This is a genomic window from Plectonema cf. radiosum LEGE 06105 (assembly GCF_015207665.1).
In the GTDB taxonomy this organism is placed as follows: Bacteria; Cyanobacteriota; Cyanobacteriia; order Cyanobacteriales; family Nostocaceae; genus Rivularia; species Rivularia radiosa_A.
In genome coordinates this window covers 16,355-31,476 of sequence record NZ_JADEWL010000048.1, presented here as the reverse complement: position 1 = coordinate 31,476, position 15,122 = coordinate 16,355, and the positions used below count along the sequence as shown (strand labels likewise).

Annotated in this window: 15 protein-coding genes and 1 tRNA gene; 7 read left to right on the top strand and 9 right to left on the bottom strand. The window is 38.3% G+C overall.

Going from position 1 to position 15,122, the window contains the following annotated elements:
- Positions 1–91: 91 nt before the first annotated feature.
- The 4 genes from IQ247_RS15515 to IQ247_RS15500 form a co-directional block, all read right to left on the bottom strand.
- Positions 92–328: a type II toxin-antitoxin system RelE/ParE family toxin gene (locus tag IQ247_RS15515; RefSeq protein WP_193921444.1), complete on the bottom strand. Its 237-nt coding sequence runs from the start codon at positions 326–328 to the stop codon at positions 92–94.
- On the bottom strand, positions 325–582 hold the full coding sequence (locus tag IQ247_RS15510) for a type II toxin-antitoxin system ParD family antitoxin (protein ID WP_193921442.1): 258 nt from the start codon (positions 580–582) through the stop codon (positions 325–327). Before IQ247_RS15510 ends, IQ247_RS15515 begins: the two co-directional genes overlap by 4 nt.
- Positions 583–650: 68 nt before the next feature.
- Entirely contained in the window at positions 651–1,973 is a 1,323-nt protein-coding gene (locus IQ247_RS15505; protein ID WP_193921441.1) for a D-alanyl-D-alanine carboxypeptidase, read from the bottom strand.
- A gap of 403 nt (positions 1,974–2,376) precedes the next feature.
- Positions 2,377–3,285 carry a hypothetical protein gene (locus IQ247_RS15500; protein ID WP_228059775.1) on the bottom strand — a complete coding sequence of 303 codons (909 nt, stop codon included), beginning with the start codon at positions 3,283–3,285 and terminating at the stop codon, positions 2,377–2,379.
- A gap of 339 nt (positions 3,286–3,624) precedes the next feature.
- Here IQ247_RS15500 and plsX point away from each other — a divergent pair, with 339 nt between their 5' ends.
- The 6 genes from plsX (at position 3,625) to IQ247_RS15470 (ending at position 9,314) form a co-directional block, all read left to right on the top strand.
- Positions 3,625–4,647 carry a phosphate acyltransferase PlsX gene (gene plsX / locus IQ247_RS15495; RefSeq protein ID WP_193921439.1) on the top strand — a complete coding sequence of 341 codons (1,023 nt, stop codon included), beginning with the start codon at positions 3,625–3,627 and terminating at the stop codon, positions 4,645–4,647.
- Between the two features lie 126 nt (positions 4,648–4,773).
- A complete protein-coding gene (locus IQ247_RS15490; protein ID WP_193921438.1) occupies positions 4,774–5,766 on the top strand; it encodes a beta-ketoacyl-ACP synthase 3 in 993 nt (330 codons plus the stop codon).
- A gap of 313 nt (positions 5,767–6,079) precedes the next feature.
- Complete coding sequence (fabD, locus tag IQ247_RS15485; protein ID WP_193921437.1) at positions 6,080–6,967, top strand: ACP S-malonyltransferase; 888 nt, start codon at positions 6,080–6,082, stop codon at positions 6,965–6,967.
- 176 nt (positions 6,968–7,143) lie between these two features.
- Complete coding sequence (locus tag IQ247_RS15480; RefSeq protein ID WP_193921436.1) at positions 7,144–7,782, top strand: lysophospholipid acyltransferase family protein; 639 nt, start codon at positions 7,144–7,146, stop codon at positions 7,780–7,782.
- A gap of 110 nt (positions 7,783–7,892) precedes the next feature.
- The gene (locus tag IQ247_RS15475) at positions 7,893–8,930 is read left to right on the top strand and encodes an AI-2E family transporter (protein WP_193921435.1); all 1,038 of its coding nucleotides are present in this window, start codon (positions 7,893–7,895) and stop codon (positions 8,928–8,930) included.
- An 81-nt stretch (positions 8,931–9,011) separates the two neighbouring features.
- Positions 9,012–9,314 carry a DUF2288 domain-containing protein gene (locus IQ247_RS15470; RefSeq protein ID WP_193921433.1) on the top strand — a complete coding sequence of 101 codons (303 nt, stop codon included), beginning with the start codon at positions 9,012–9,014 and terminating at the stop codon, positions 9,312–9,314.
- A gap of 212 nt (positions 9,315–9,526) precedes the next feature.
- On the opposite strand, the gene IQ247_RS15465 is transcribed toward IQ247_RS15470, so the two are convergent.
- The 3 genes from IQ247_RS15465 to IQ247_RS15455 form a co-directional block, all read right to left on the bottom strand.
- Positions 9,527–10,144 carry a YdcF family protein gene (locus IQ247_RS15465; RefSeq protein WP_228059774.1) on the bottom strand — a complete coding sequence of 206 codons (618 nt, stop codon included), beginning with the start codon at positions 10,142–10,144 and terminating at the stop codon, positions 9,527–9,529.
- A gap of 385 nt (positions 10,145–10,529) precedes the next feature.
- Positions 10,530–10,603: transfer RNA gene (locus IQ247_RS15460), tRNA-Arg, on the bottom strand.
- A 36-nt stretch (positions 10,604–10,639) separates the two neighbouring features.
- Entirely contained in the window at positions 10,640–11,740 is a 1,101-nt protein-coding gene (locus IQ247_RS15455) for a tocopherol cyclase family protein (protein WP_228059773.1), read from the bottom strand.
- 335 nt (positions 11,741–12,075) lie between these two features.
- Between IQ247_RS15455 and IQ247_RS33615 the strand changes: the two genes are divergently transcribed.
- Positions 12,076–12,318, top strand: a complete 243-nt coding sequence (locus tag IQ247_RS33615; protein WP_375341231.1) for a zinc ribbon domain-containing protein — start codon at positions 12,076–12,078, stop codon at positions 12,316–12,318.
- Positions 12,319–12,771: 453 nt separating this feature from the next.
- On the opposite strand, the gene IQ247_RS15445 is transcribed toward IQ247_RS33615, so the two are convergent.
- Positions 12,772–13,599, bottom strand: coding sequence for a metallophosphoesterase (locus IQ247_RS15445; protein WP_193921463.1), 828 nt, complete (start codon positions 13,597–13,599; stop codon positions 12,772–12,774).
- 557 nt (positions 13,600–14,156) lie between these two features.
- The gene (locus IQ247_RS15440; protein ID WP_193921432.1) at positions 14,157–14,990 is read right to left on the bottom strand and encodes a metallophosphoesterase; all 834 of its coding nucleotides are present in this window, start codon (positions 14,988–14,990) and stop codon (positions 14,157–14,159) included.
- Between the last annotated feature and the right edge of the window lie 132 nt (positions 14,991–15,122).

The following is a 15,122-nucleotide window of genomic DNA, read 5'->3' as shown; positions in this document are numbered from 1 at the left end:
TAGCAAATTTCAGTTGAGTCCAATACACTAAAACCTCACCCCCTTCCCCTCTCCTTCATAAGGAGAGGGGTGCCCAGAGGGCGGGGTGAGGTCAATTTTGTATTGCATCCAAGTGAAAACCGCCATAATCATCCACAATAAAGCCGTGTAGATTTGGTGCTAGTTTTTCATAACTTTTACCCATATTAGGAAAACCAGCTACTAATTTACACTTTTTACGTATATCATCAAAAAGCTTGCTCGCAGCTTTAGCATTACTGCGAGCAATATATTCACAAATTTCATCTAAATCTTGGATTGCCTCATCAGAAAATGAATAATTACTCATTCTTCTGATTCCTCAGCAATCTGACGTATCTTTTCTTGAAACCGTGCAAAAACTATCTCCCCATCGGTAACTTTACCTTGGATAATTTGTTCAGTCCCAAGCGCTATTTTTTGCCGTAATTCTGCTAATTTTCGTTCTCTTTCTTCTAAAAGTTTAAAAGCCTCATTGATAACATCATCTGCACTAATGAATCTACCCATAGCTACTTGTGCTTGAATAAATTTCTCGTGTTCTGGTTTGAGTTGAATATTCATTGCTTATCCTTTTTTGTCAAATAAAAGCAAGCTTACCCAATCCTCAATTTCCAAATTGATAATTGAATTCAGCTTTTATACAACACTTCATTATGAGTATTTTTACCGAATTCCGGTATGACTTTTTTCCCAGAAGTCGGACTAATACCAGTTGAATCAGTTGCTTGGACTTCTAATTCTTTAAGCATTGCTTGCAGTAACTTGTCCTGTTGGGAACGAAAACCAGGTACAAATGTACCTTTATTAATAATAGCAAACCAAACTAAACCGCGATTTTTTGTGGGCATGACTCCAGCTAAGCTACTAACATCACTTAAGGTGCCAGTTTTAAAAGCGGTATCTTTAGGAATGCGTCTAGCGTAAGTTGTGCCGCGATAGTCTAACCCGGAAGTAGGGAAAAAGTCAGCTACGGTTAAATTGTGAGGGGCTGCTAAACGTTGAATTGCCATTAACATTGCAGTAGCAGCTCGTGCAGAAATTCGATTTTCTTGTCCGAGTCCGGAGCCATTGATCAATTGAATTTCCGATTGCGGTACTCTTGCAAGTTCTGCCGCAGTTGACTGGACTACCCTTGCTCCTCCGACTGATTCTGCGAGCATTTCAGCCATTTCATTATTGCTAAAAACGTTCATCTCATTAATTAACTGTGTCATCGGTAAGGAGTAATGACGTATGAGGTGAGTTTGAGAGGATTCCACCTCTTCAGCCGCTTCAACTTTGCCAGTAATTATAACTTGGGGTTTGGGAGTACCTTTAGCCATACGGGAGTATTGCATATTGATCTGACGAGGCCAAGTGGCAAAATTGAGGGCGCTTTTGAATGCTTCTCCTGCTAATTGGGGATTGCGCTGGAAATTCATCGCAAATTTACCAACAACAATTAAATTGCCATTAACTCGCTTGATGCCCATTTTGTTGAGCATATTAGCAATAGTAATTGCTTCTTCCCAGACAAATAAAGGGTCTCCGGTAGCATTAATGACTAAATTTCCTTCTAAAACACCATTTTTAATTGGTCCAGTGGCACCGATCAAAGTTTCAAATTTATGGTCGGGACCCAAATGTTTGAGTACAGCAAGTGAAGTAGCAATTTTTGTTAAAGACGCAGCAGGTAGAGGTTTGGTAGCTTCATGATTAGCCATCAGCATCGGACCTGACTGTATCCAAATACCTTGGAGGGTAGTTTGTTCGGGTTTGATTAATTTTAATGTTTCTAGTTCTTTTAAATATTCTTGTATCATATTATTCCTGCCTGGATTTGGATCGGGTGTGAGAACTAATCCAGGACCCGTTTGCCAAGCCAAAACATCAAAAGCCTGCATTGGCTGAACTTTGACTCCTGCCATATCTAACCACAAAGACATTAAACCCGAACCAAATAATTCCAGCATCCTTTACTCCTATACAAGTTGTAGCTATCATTGCTGCTGTAATACTACGCACGCATTGCAAACCCATTATTCATGCTCGTAATCATAGCCGTTGATTATTGCTTACGTGAAGAGGGTAATATAACAAATTTTTGCTATTAATCTCAAGTTTGCTTGAATTTTTCGCGCAACGATTATTATTACACTTCTCGTTGCCATCGCCCTAAATCTACGGATAAAAAAGACCAGTTTAAGTTGAGTGTTTTCAACCCAATTCAAGGGATAAATCGATTTATAGCTGTGAATATCTTCTGGATATCCAGCAGTAAATCAGGTAAATTTCACTAATTTTTTGATTTTTGACAACAAAGAGCGATTCGTTTGAATAATTAGCGAATATACTACTATATTTTTGTATTTAGTACTACTTATTGCTCTCAATAGCGAAAGAATCAAGTAGATTTTTCAAATCGTTTTGCATTTGTTTCCACTGAGGAAGACGCTGCGGTGAATGGTAAAAAAGAATATGCATATCATTGTAAATAAAGCGATGCTGACAAGATTTGGAATAGCACCCGATTAAAGTAGTGAATTCATTCGCATCATTTACGGTATAGTACATCCACTCGGAATCAACTTTACCATTCCTAATCATAGGTTTTATACATTGATTTTCGACTGTTAACTCTTTCAATTGTTTTCCTTGAGAAATTGATTCCATAAATTTTTTTATAAAGCTCACTTGTTTTTTTCCGACTTGAATGTAAATTTGTTCGTAAATCTTCGCCGTTCTACCGAGGGATTCAAAGTTAGGTGATAAAAATATACTAAAATTTGGATTTTGCCCACCGTTAGCTCTTGGATGATAGGCTTTTGGAATTGAAAACTCTTGCTGACTAAAGCGGACATATAAGTTTTTATTTTTATTTATTTTAGGAAATAGAAAAGGAAGATTGTTGACAAAATACCGTTTGGGATGACAGTAGATGCCTGGTAAGTTTCCACTTCGGTGATTAAAGGTATCCAGTTTAAATTGACTGTTCCAATAAGACCAGTGGTACAGCATTGATGGTTTTTGACCTAAAACAAGAATTGCATGGTGTTGACTATATTTATTTCCCTGCATTCTTTGTATTGATAAATCTAGCAGAGTTTTGGCAGGTCTATAATCAGTCCGATCACCGCCACTAATTTGAATGCAATATGGCGTATCTTTAGCAAGTCTTTTTGCGTCTCGAACAACCGAGCAAATGCTGTAGGCTGATAATACAAGGATCGAAATTATAATCAGTCCTGGTATTCCGACGATGATTTTAAGCTTATTTTGAATCACGGGTATCATAATATTTGTTTTAATAATCTTCTAAATAAGTACCTGTGCCTTGATTAATTAGACATTTCTTCTAGGCAGGGTTGGGGGGAATAGGCAATAGGGAACAGCAATATAACTGAGTAGTAATTATATAAATAATGAAGGCTTAAGTACTTATTGCCCCAAACATCTACCCCTAGGGTCTCGATAGTAGACTGATAGAGGCAAATTCATGTTATGTTGAGCAAAAGTAGAAGTTGATGCCTTACTTGATAAAAGTAAGATTTGGTAGCGAAAAATAAAGCTGCGACTAGCAGAGGCATCTGGTAAAATTTGTAAGGTTTCTGGAAGCTCTGAGCAATGGGATCGACTGGCGTAAGAATCGCTATTGATGCAATGGGAGGAGATAATGCACCCGGTGAAATCGTGGCTGGCGCACTGCGAGCTGTCGAAGAATTGGGTGTAAAAGTGCTTTTGGTAGGCTCTCCCCAAGATATTGAACCTATACTGCCCTCATCAATAAAATCGGAACAAGTAGAAATTGTCCCCGCAGAAGGTACAATCGCCATGGATGAGGAAGCTTTGAGCGGCATTAGACGCAAACCAAAGGCTTCTATCAACGTAGCGATGAGTTTGGTTAAGCAGGGACAAGCGGATGCTGTAATTAGTGCCGGTCATTCTGGTGCAGCGATGGCAGCAGCTTTGCTTCGTTTAGGAAGACTTCCGGGTATTGACCGTCCGGCAATCGGCGCGGTATTCCCTACGATGGTGGCTAGCAAACAAGTCCTCATACTTGATGTTGGCGCTAACGTAGATTGTCGTCCTCAATTTTTGGAGCAATTTGCCGTTTTAGGCTCGGCTTATTCTCAGTATGTTTTGGGTGTTACAGAACCCAAAGTAGGTTTATTAAATATCGGTGAAGAAGAGTGTAAAGGCAATGATGCTGCCATCCGCGCTCACCAAATGATCAGTGAAAATCCGTACATTAAATTTGTTGGCAACGCCGAAGGACGCGATGTACTTTCCGGTGATTTTGATGTGATTGTATGTGATGGTTTTGTAGGTAATGTCTTATTAAAATTTGCTGAAGCAGTCGGGGAAATTTTGCTGCAAATTATTCGCGAGGAATTACCCCAAGGATTGCGCGGTCAAATTGGCTGTTCTATTTTAAAACCAAACCTGAAACGACTTAAACAGCGGATTGACCATGCAGAACATGGCGGCGGTTTACTTTTAGGCGTAAACGGCATATGTGTAATTGGTCACGGTAGCTCCCAAGCTCCTTCAATTTTCAATGCCATTCGTCTGGCAAAAGAAGCTGTAGACAATCAGGTATTACAACGCATTAACTCCCAAAATCTCAGCGAAAAAGGCGTTTTATGATTTAGTCAGAGGGGCAGTTTATATTACTAGTCTATAGTCAGTAGTTTGAAACTGGCTATAGGCTAATGATTTTTATTGTAATGATTTGGCTACAGTCCTTTTAGCGGATAGCTGTGGAGAGAATGAGTGCAAAATTTAGGAATCGCAATTACAGGAAGTGGCTCGGCAGTGCCAGGAACTTTCCTGGATAACCAGGGGCTGAGCGAGCTGGTTGAAACTTCGGACGAATGGATTACCACAAGAACGGGAATTAGTCAACGAAGGTTGGCAACAGCGGCTGAATCGGTTACTAGTATCGGTACTGCTGCTAGTTTGAAAGCATTAGAAATGGCACAAATCGAAGCAAAAGATTTGGATCTGATTTTGCTAGCAACTTCGACTCCCGATGACTTGTTTGGTAGTGCTGCTGCAATTCAAGCTGAATTGGGAGCAAGCAGAGCAGTGGCTTTTGATTTGACTGCGGCTTGTTCTGGTTTTGTTTTTGGGTTAGTAACAGCTGCTCAATATATTAGAACGGGTGTATTTCAAAATGTACTTTTAGTTGGGGCTGATATCCTTTCCCGTTGGGTGGATTGGGAAGATAGACGCACCTGCATATTATTTGGTGATGGTGCTGGGGCTGCTGTATTGCAAGCGAATAATTGCGACCATCTGTTAGGGTTTGAAATCAAAAGTGATGGAACGCTCAATAGCTGTCTGAACCTTGCCTATACACCCCAATCAAAAGAATTGGTTGAAGGTGTAAATATCTCTAAAGGAAATTTTGGCAATGTTTCTATGAACGGTAAAGAGGTTTATCGTTTTGCTGTAAAGCGAGTACCAGAAGTTATTGACAAAGCTTTATTTCGTGCCAATTTAACTGTCGAACAAGTGGATTGGCTGCTATTACATCAAGCAAACCAACGTATTCTTGATGCAGTTGCTGAACGTCTTTCTATTCCACCGGAAAAAGTAATCAGTAATGTCGCAAATTATGGCAATACCTCTGCTGCTTCCATACCTCTTGCATTGGATGAAGCAGTGCGATTCGGCAAAATCAAACCCGGAGATACCATTGTTACATCTGGTTTTGGGGCTGGATTAACTTGGGGTGCAGCAATTTTTAAATGGGGAAGGTAAGGATTACCGGAATTAAGAGTTAAGAGTTAGGAGTGATAAGTAAAGAGTAATGAGTTAAAAGTTTCTACTGCTAAATTGAAGAGATATTTTTTAGCAAAGTAGAAATATTTTAACGGACGGTGGATCGATTTAACATTAGTGCTAAATCATCTTAAAAAGCTGATTAGAAAAAAATTTCGTTTAACCCACTCTAATCAACGTCAATTCCTCAATTCCTAACTCCTAACTCCTAACTCCTAACTGTTCACTGATAACTGTTCACTGATAACTGATAACTGATAACTGATAACTGATAACTGATAACTGATAACTGATGACTAAAACTGCATGGGTGTTTCCTGGACAAGGTTCCCAAACTCTGGGCATGGGAATGGATCTACTAGATTTGTCCGAAGCTAAGGAAAAGTTTGTTCAAGCTGAAGAAATTTTGGGCTGGAGTGTCAGCGAAATTTGCCACAATGACGAAGAAAAGTTAGCTCGTACTCTTTATACTCAACCTTGTTTGTATGTAGTAGAAACCATTCTCGCCGACATTATAAGCAAGAAAGAGAAGCCAGATTTAGTAGCTGGTCATAGTTTGGGAGAGTATATCGCGCTGTATGTCGCGGGTGTGTTTGAATGGTCTGCGGGTTTGCGTTTGGTAAAACGTCGTGCTGAACTGATGGAAAATGCTGCTGGTGGAAAAATGGCGGCTTTAATTGGCTTTGATAGGCAACAATTAGATCAAATCCTGACTGAAACAGATAATGTGGTATTGGCAAATGATAATAGTTCTGCACAAGTGGTAATTTCCGGTACTCCTGAAGCTGTAGAAAGTGTCATGTCCCAAATCAAAGCAAAACGCAAAATACTTTTAAATGTATCGGGAGCATTTCATTCTCCGATGATGGCAGGGGCATCTGCTGAATTTAAGGATGTATTAGCCTCAGTAGAATTTCAGACAGCTACTGTACCAGTTTTATCTAATGTGGAACCAGTACCTACCGTAGAAGCTCATGTTTTAAAACAACGCTTGGTAGAGCAAATGACTGGAAGTGTCCGCTGGAGAGAAATTAGTTTAGCTTTACCACAACAAGGAATTCAACGAGTTGTAGAAATTGGTCCAGGAAACGTGTTAACTGGTTTAATCAAGCGTACTTGCTCCGATTTAAGTTTAGAAAATGTGGGTTCTGCGGCGGAAACGTTAGGAGTTAGGAGTTAGGAGTTAGGAGTTAGGAGTTAGGAGTTAGGAGTTAGGAGTTAGGAGTTAGGAGTTAAGAGTTAGGAGTTATTTCCGCCAATTACCAATTACCAATTACCAATTACCAATTCCCAATTACCAATTACCAATTCCCAATTCCCAATTACCAATTACCAATTCCCAATTCTTAATAAAATATGTCTCAAAATCGCGAACCGTTTGCGAGCCTTTTACTGTACCACGCTTTTAAATTCTCGGTAGTTAATCCGATGCTTCGTGTTTACTTCCAAGGACGTATTTATGGTGCCCAAAATGTTCCTTCTAGTGGGCCTTTAGTAATAGTAAGTAATCATGCAAGCAATTATGACCCGCCGATTGTTTCTAATTGCGTCCGCCGTCCAGTATCTTATATGGCCAAGGAAGAATTATTTAAAATCCCGATTTTGAAGCAAGCAATTGAGCTATACGGTGCTTACCCTGTAAGTCGGGGAACTAGCGATCGCAATGCGATTCGTAAGGCTTTGGAGTATCTTGAACAAGGGTGGGCTGTAGGTCTTTTTTTACAAGGTACCCGCACTCCAGACGGCAGAATTACAGACCCTAAACGAGGTGCAGCCTTAATTGCAGCCAAAGCAAAAGCACCGATTATACCAGTATGTTTGTGGGGTACTCAGGAAATTGAGCAAAAAGGTAAAGCTATTCCTCGTAGAGTTCCGGTTACAGTCAGGATTGGTGAATTAATTCCGGCTCCGACTTCCACAACCAAGGAAGAGTTAGAGACTGTAACCCAAAAATGCGCGATCGCCATTAATCAACTGCACGATTTAGGACGATAAGACGCAAAATCTTCAGAACTATGCTTTAAGGAAGTAGCCTTAATCACTAAAATTTCTTAAATTTAGTGAATCAATCTTTTGCATCTGATTATCCATTTCTTCGGTATCACATGAACGATTCAGATAATGAAAATTTTTTAGCTAGACTAAATAATTTTGCCTTAGTTCGCTTTTTACTTTTCTTTGCTTGTGGTTGGGCAATTATACAATTAATCGATTATTTTCAAGCAGTGATTGTGATTTTTACTTTTGCTGCAATTTTGGCTTTTTTACTCAGCTATCCTATTGAATGGTTAAAACGTTTTATACCCCATACAGTAGCAGTGGTTGTTGTTTTCTTAGTTAGTATAGTAATTCTTGGTGGTTTAGCAATAACAGCAGGCTTGGGACTTTTATCTCAAGGACAAAGATTAATTGATAGTGTAGCAACGTTTTTAACTTCCTTAGTACCTTTAGTAGAACAATTAGAAGAAATTCTCAGTAAGCGAGATCTTCAAATAGATTTAACTTCCTTGGAACAGTTATTAAGAGAACAAGCTGTTGCTAGACTAATTACTGTGTTGGATTTGTTCCAAGGTTTTATAACTAATTTTGTGACTTTTATTTTAATTGCTGTTGTTGCTTTTTTTATGCTACTTGAAGGAGAAAAGCTTTGGCTGTTTATTTTAAAAATTATACCCAAGCCTCGACGTAAGAGATTTGTGATGATTATGAAACGTAGCTTTCTCGGTTTTTTTCGAGGTCAATTATTATTAACATTATTTTTAACAATATCAACTTTCATAGTTTTTGTAGTCTTAGGAGTACCTTTTCCTTTAATATTATCTGTAATAGTTGGTTTTCTTGATGTGATTCCGGGTATTGGCGCAACATTAGGAATCAGCGTAATTACTTTAATTGTATTATCTCAAGGTGTTTGGTTGGCACTAAAAGTATTAGCTGTTTGCATTGTACTTCAACAAATACAAGATAATTTAATTGCACCTAGAGTAATGCAAGATGCGCTGAATTTAAATCCGGTAGTAGTATTTTTTGCCTTATTAATAGGAGCTAGAGTTGCAGGCTTATTAGGTATTTTTATCTCTATCCCCATTGCTGGAGTCATAGTTTCTTTGTTTGAAATTGATGAAATGAAAGCTGAAGTTTAGTTATTTGATTTCAAATGTGGATTTTGGATTTTAGATTAATAATTTGCGATATATTAATTATTGAAGAATAATTAATGACTGATGACTAATCAAGATTTAAGAGCGCAATTGGATGAAATCCTAGATGAATCGGAATGGGGATGGTTGATTCCTCACGTACAAAGAGATTCTGTAATTGTAGTAGCAACAGAATTGGATTTATTAGATGTGGGAGAAGCCATAGCTAGTGATAAAACTTCACAAGTGCAAAATTGGATTGATGGTGCGCTAATTGCTAAACCAACAGCCGTACAAGTAGGAGAATGGAATATGCAAAGGGAAAAACGTTTTAATACTTTGATTGTACAGCCTTTTGTGCTTGTTCAAGAGAAAGCTGTTGCGTAAATTATTACATAGCTATGTGTAATAAAGGGAGTAGGGAGGAGGGAATAATAACTAATAATAATTCAGATTTTATACAAGATGCTTACAACGGTGATCAAAACCCGACTTCTAAAGCAAATAAGCATTAGTTTTAAGAAGTCGGGTTTTTTAGTCAAAATATTTCTAACAGATTTAAAATCATCATAAAAACTCGACTTCTAAAACAGCAACCGTTACTTTTCTGTATACTTTTTTTCAACATCCAAGCCAGTAGCAACCCAAACAATAGACCTTACTCCGTCACGAATAGATTTTTCTATTGGTTCAGAAGTACTTTGTGAAGGAACAGATACTGTTTTAAAGTCAATTCCCCGACTACCTAAAACTATTTCGCCTACTACACTAGCACGACGCATATGATAATCGGAAGTAACTAAATACAATCTCTTGATTCCTCTTTTGTGTAAATCATCCACCAAAGTTGTAAAGTTTTCGACTGTATTACTAGCTCGATAGTCTAAGTACAAACGTTTGGAGTCAATACCAGCTTTGGTAAATACTTTTTTTGTCGCACTTGGGGGACTACCTCCCGAAATCCAAATAGGTAGGTTAGGATATTTACTTGCAAAATCTGCTGCAAATTTTTCTCGTTCTAATCTTTTTGTTGAACCTCCTAAAACTAAAATTGCTTGTGGTTGTACAAATACACTTTGAACTTTTTTATAACCCCACAACAAGGTTAACGGTAGGATTAAAAGCATTAACCGAGAAGAAATTCCTTTGAAGAGCATTTTATTCAGGGCTTTATTACTTAAATTATCTGGAGAGGAATTTTTTCTAAAACAATTCAAAAAAATCTCGCAAGGTATACACTGTTAATAATTAATATGTCCAACAAAATATAAATATTTTGTGGCAAAATGCACAGGGGGTTAGACCCCTTTTTTAAGCTAGTTTTGATCCCAACAGTTCTATCTTATGGGTATTTTAGCTAAATGCAATGTATCCTATAGCACTAAAGATTTTTATTTTAACGGCAGATGCTTTGTTATATGATTTTGTTTTACTAAGAGAATCGTATACATCTAAGTTATGTTTTTAGTGTACACGAAGCCTCTATGAGATTGTGGCAATAAGGAATACCAGATTTAATCAAAGATTTTATCTGTTTTAGGGGTTAAATAAAAAGTATGTTTAACTACTTTGTGTTATTTTGTGTTATTTTTTTTTGGAAAACGGGACTGGCAAGACTTGAACCTGCGACCTAGCGCTTAGGAGGCGCTCGCTCTATCCAACTGAGCTACAGCCCCAATTGGCTATTTGGTTATTATTTTATAATAACATTTCTAGTAGTTCTGCCAGGAATTGTCCCAAGGTCTACCCCCTGTTTCTAATCCACATAGATTGCTGGTTGCTTTCAGGATAGTTTTGGATTCAATACCATTTAATTCGCGTAATTCTAAAGTCAATTTTCCCTGCATGGTATCGCGACAAGCAAATATTAAACCATTTTCGGTAGGCGCACGCAATTGGGTACCTTGTTTATCAGTAGTTCCCGTCAATTCAATTTCATATTGCGAATTGCGAGCGTGCATTTGCCATTTCCCCCAAGGTTCGATATTCCAATTAACTTGGGAATTCCAAGGTACGAATTCGTAAAATTTTCCTTGATAATGTAAGCCAACCATTGCTACGGATTCCATCCACCATAGTACACCACGTCTACCACCACCAGCGGTTAAGGCTAAATCAGGTTCATTATCAAAACTATTACAGTTCAACCAAAACCATTTTTGGGGAAAAGCACCTCCCCAATTCTTCTCGCTGTAAGCAGGTGCATCGGTAAATTCATAGCGTTTACCATTCCAATCTATCCAACCGCTAGCCAAACCGTGGGCTACTAAAATTTGCCATCCGGGTTCAAATATTTGTAAAAAAGATAACCAACCTGCGGTTGATTGCTGAATACTGCCTCGGTCTCCCCAATAATATACTGGCTTAATTTCATACTCCCAACGACAGTAATTACCGCTACCTGGGTCGTGAATTATTCCTTGATTTAAGGTTGTTGTAGCTTGATAACCGGATTGAATGTAGCTGGCAAATTCTTCTGGAAGTAAATAAAGCGGTCGGGTTTCTATACTCGTTTTACCCCAATGACCTAAAGCCAAATTATCCTTAGAAGCCCAAAACCTATTTACATCGGGGAAAGTACGCCATAAATATTCATCATTGGGACCAAGAATTTGTGCTGCACCACCGCTGTAAGGTTTTCCACCCATTGGATCTTCAATTGAGTACATAAAAGCAAAGGTTTGGTTTTCCTGCGGTAAAGTTACACGGTAATACCAACCTTCAAAAAAACGGCGATAGCTATTGTCCCAATGGTAGCCGCTATGAGGTGTTTGGGTGGAAGAAGGAAAATTTTTCGGAAGATGCAGCATCATAAATATAGATGGACTATGGTAAAGCTGTGAACAGAATAAATGAGTATTCGCTACTAATTTTATAAAAATAGTTCGGCAAATGTTGCAAAAAGTTACTAATAATTACAGTGAGTAAAATCAAGTTTAATTTACAGAAAATGGATGCTAATTTAATAAATAAGGCACAAGACGAGTTGTAAGTCTAACAATAAATCTTCTGATTGGAGTTTGTGTCTCCGGCTCTAATCTAATCGCAATAGTTTCTCTAATGTTGCATCCTTGAAATGTTATGTTTTAGTCTTCACTCTATCGACGAATAAAATTGGAGGTTTTAGCTAAAATCGGAGAAGCCCCACATTTACCTGAAAAGGAGGTGTTGGGATGAATCCGAACTCTCTAAAAGTATCGATGACGCGGGTTGGGGACAATTTATTAATATTCTGACAAATAAAGCCGAAAATGCTGGTTTGTTAGTAGTCGAAATCTCGCCCAATGGTACTTCAATAGAGTATTCTGGTTGTGGTCACAAAGTAAAGAAACAGTTATCGCAAAGAACGCATAACTGCCCTGTTCGTCATATTTCTTTGTGTCGCGCCTGAATGCCAGTATAAACATCAAGGAGCGTGGGACGCACGCCCTCAAAGCTCAGTTTATGTCGTCTTCATACGAGTCGCTGAGAAGCCAACACTATAATCTCTGATAAGCGTGTTGGTACGTCACGCAAGAACGGATGTACATAAGGTGATAACTTAAGAGTAAAATTGCGATTCCGGTTCACCCTGTATTTTAGTCAAAATAATTCTAATCTTTAACTTTTCTCAATTTACCAACTATTTAATAAACCGTCTCTAATTACTGACATTTACGGTCGTAAGTAGAGACGGTTTTAGAGGTTAAAGGTCAAAGATTAAAGGTTAAAGGTCAAATGTCAACTAACTCCTCACTCCTAACTCAAAACTCCTAACTCAAAACTCCTAACTCAAAACTCCTAACTCCTCACTCAAAACTCCTAACTCAAAACTCCTAACTCAAAACTCCTCACTCCTAACTCCTCACTCTAAAGTAATCACCGTGACTTCCGGGGGACAAAACAAACGTCCTGGGAGATAAGTACCTAAACCGCGATTAACGTATAATTGATTTTTTCCGACTCGATGATAACCTTGCGCCCATTCCCAATGTCGGAGAACCTTAATATAGTCTGAGCGTAAAAATGGTATAAATCGCCGTATTTCTTTGGGAACGTTACGAATAAGTTTTTTATAATATACGACTAAAGGTCCAATATCGGGAAGTACAATTTGTCCGCCGTGGGTATGACCAGATAATTGCAAATCGACTCGCCATTTTTTCAATATTTGGGCTGTATCAGGATTATGGGATAGAACGATGCGGGGTGTTGCGTCGTCTAACTGATTCATTACTGATGCGGGATGAAATTCTTTTGACCAATAATCAGCTAGTCCAACTAATGGTAATTTTTTGCCTAAAGGATAAGCAATTTCATTCCAAAGAACCTTAATATCGATACTTGTCAGAGCCGCTGTAACTTCTTTTTTAGCGTTGCGGTAGCATATATCATGATTGCCGAGTACAGCATATATACCCACACGAGATTGTAAATGCTTAAGTTTTTTTACTAGTTTGTATATTGGTGCGGGGTCATCAGTTATGTAGTCCCCAGTCAACACAACTAAATCCGGTTCAGCTTCATTGCTAGTAATAATGGCTTGTTCTAGCATTTCTGACGATAACCTTAAGCCATCGTAATGTAAATCTGAAAGCTGTACTATACGAGTACCAATGGTAGATGCTGGTAAATTTTCTATTTTTACTGTAAGTTTTTCTACACTCAAAGGACCAGATAACAACCAATGCATAGCGCTAACTCTGCTCATTGTACCAGCGCTTTTAGTTTATCATCTGACTGGCGATCGGTGAGGAGTGAAAAGTTAGGAGTTAAGAGTTAGGAGTTAGGAGTTAGGAGTTAGGAGTTAGGAGTTGGGAGTTTGGAGTTGGGAGTTTGGAGTTGGGAGTTGGGAGTTAGGAGTTAGGAGTTTTGAGTTGGGAGTTAGGAGTTTTGAGTTAAGAGTTAGGAGTTCATTGAGTGATTGGTAATGGTCGTGTTCCCTTTGAACTGCTATATAAAAACTAGACAAGTCTAGACTTTTATTTCTTGTTTCAACGGGGGCATGGGAGCGGTTAACCCTCAACAAGCTTACACGGTTAAGCCATCCGCGTGATTGTTAAACATCTTGATGTAGCTACGGTTTTTGCATATCAATCAAGAAAGCTTTTCTAAGATTTTAGCAAAAAACGAAGCATAAAATACATCAAAAAAATATAGACAATTGTCCCGAATTGACATTGCTTGTCTACAAAAAAGGTTACTAGTCAAAGCTCTAACCTTTGACCTCTAACCTTTAACCTTTAACCTTTAACCTTTCTTTAAGGTTATGACAGTGACTTCTGGAGTACAGAAAAACCGTCCTGGTAGATAAGTTCCCAAACCCCGATTTACATACAGTTGATTGCTTCCGATTTGATGAAATCCCTGAGCCCATTGCCAATTTCTCACGACTTTGAAGAATTCTTTTTTGATAAATGGCATCCGACGGCGCAGTTTTCTGGGTATACTGCGAACAAAATTGTTGTAAGTCACGATGGCTGGACCGACACCGGGAATTACAATATGACCCCCGTGAGTATGACCGGATAGTTGTAAATCTACTCGCCAGTGCCGTAATATATCAGCGGTATCGGGATTATGGGATAGTACTATACGTGGTGTTGCTGGGTCTAATTGGTTCATCACTAATTCAGGATGAAAATGAGGAGACCAATATTCAGCAAGTCCTACTAATGGTAATTCTTTTCCGAATGGATAAGCAATTTTGTTGTCAAGTATTTCAATTCCAATTTTGTTGAAAGCGGATGTAATTTCTGCTTTTGAATGAGCGTAATGTATGTCATGATTGCCAAGTACCGCATAAGTACCATAACGACTTTGTAAATGTTTGAGTCGAAGTACTAGTTGATTGATTGGACTAGGGTCATCAGTTACATAATCACCAGTAAGAACAACTAAATCTGGTTGTGCTTTGTTGCAGGCAATTATGGCTTTTTCTAACATTTTCTCTGACAAACGTAAGCCATCATAATGAAAATCTGTCATTTGCACTATGCGGATACCTTGTAACGATGCTGGCAAATCTTGAATCTTAACTGTGATTTTTTCTACAGTTAATGGTCCGGTCAATAACCAGTGCATATAGTAATAAAGCTCATCACATCAATACTTTTAGCGTATCAAATTCAAATTATAGTAGTAGTATATTAAATAACTAGTGATATCTCATGATTGATGAAAATATCTAATCAATTTTTCACAGAAGTTTTTTTG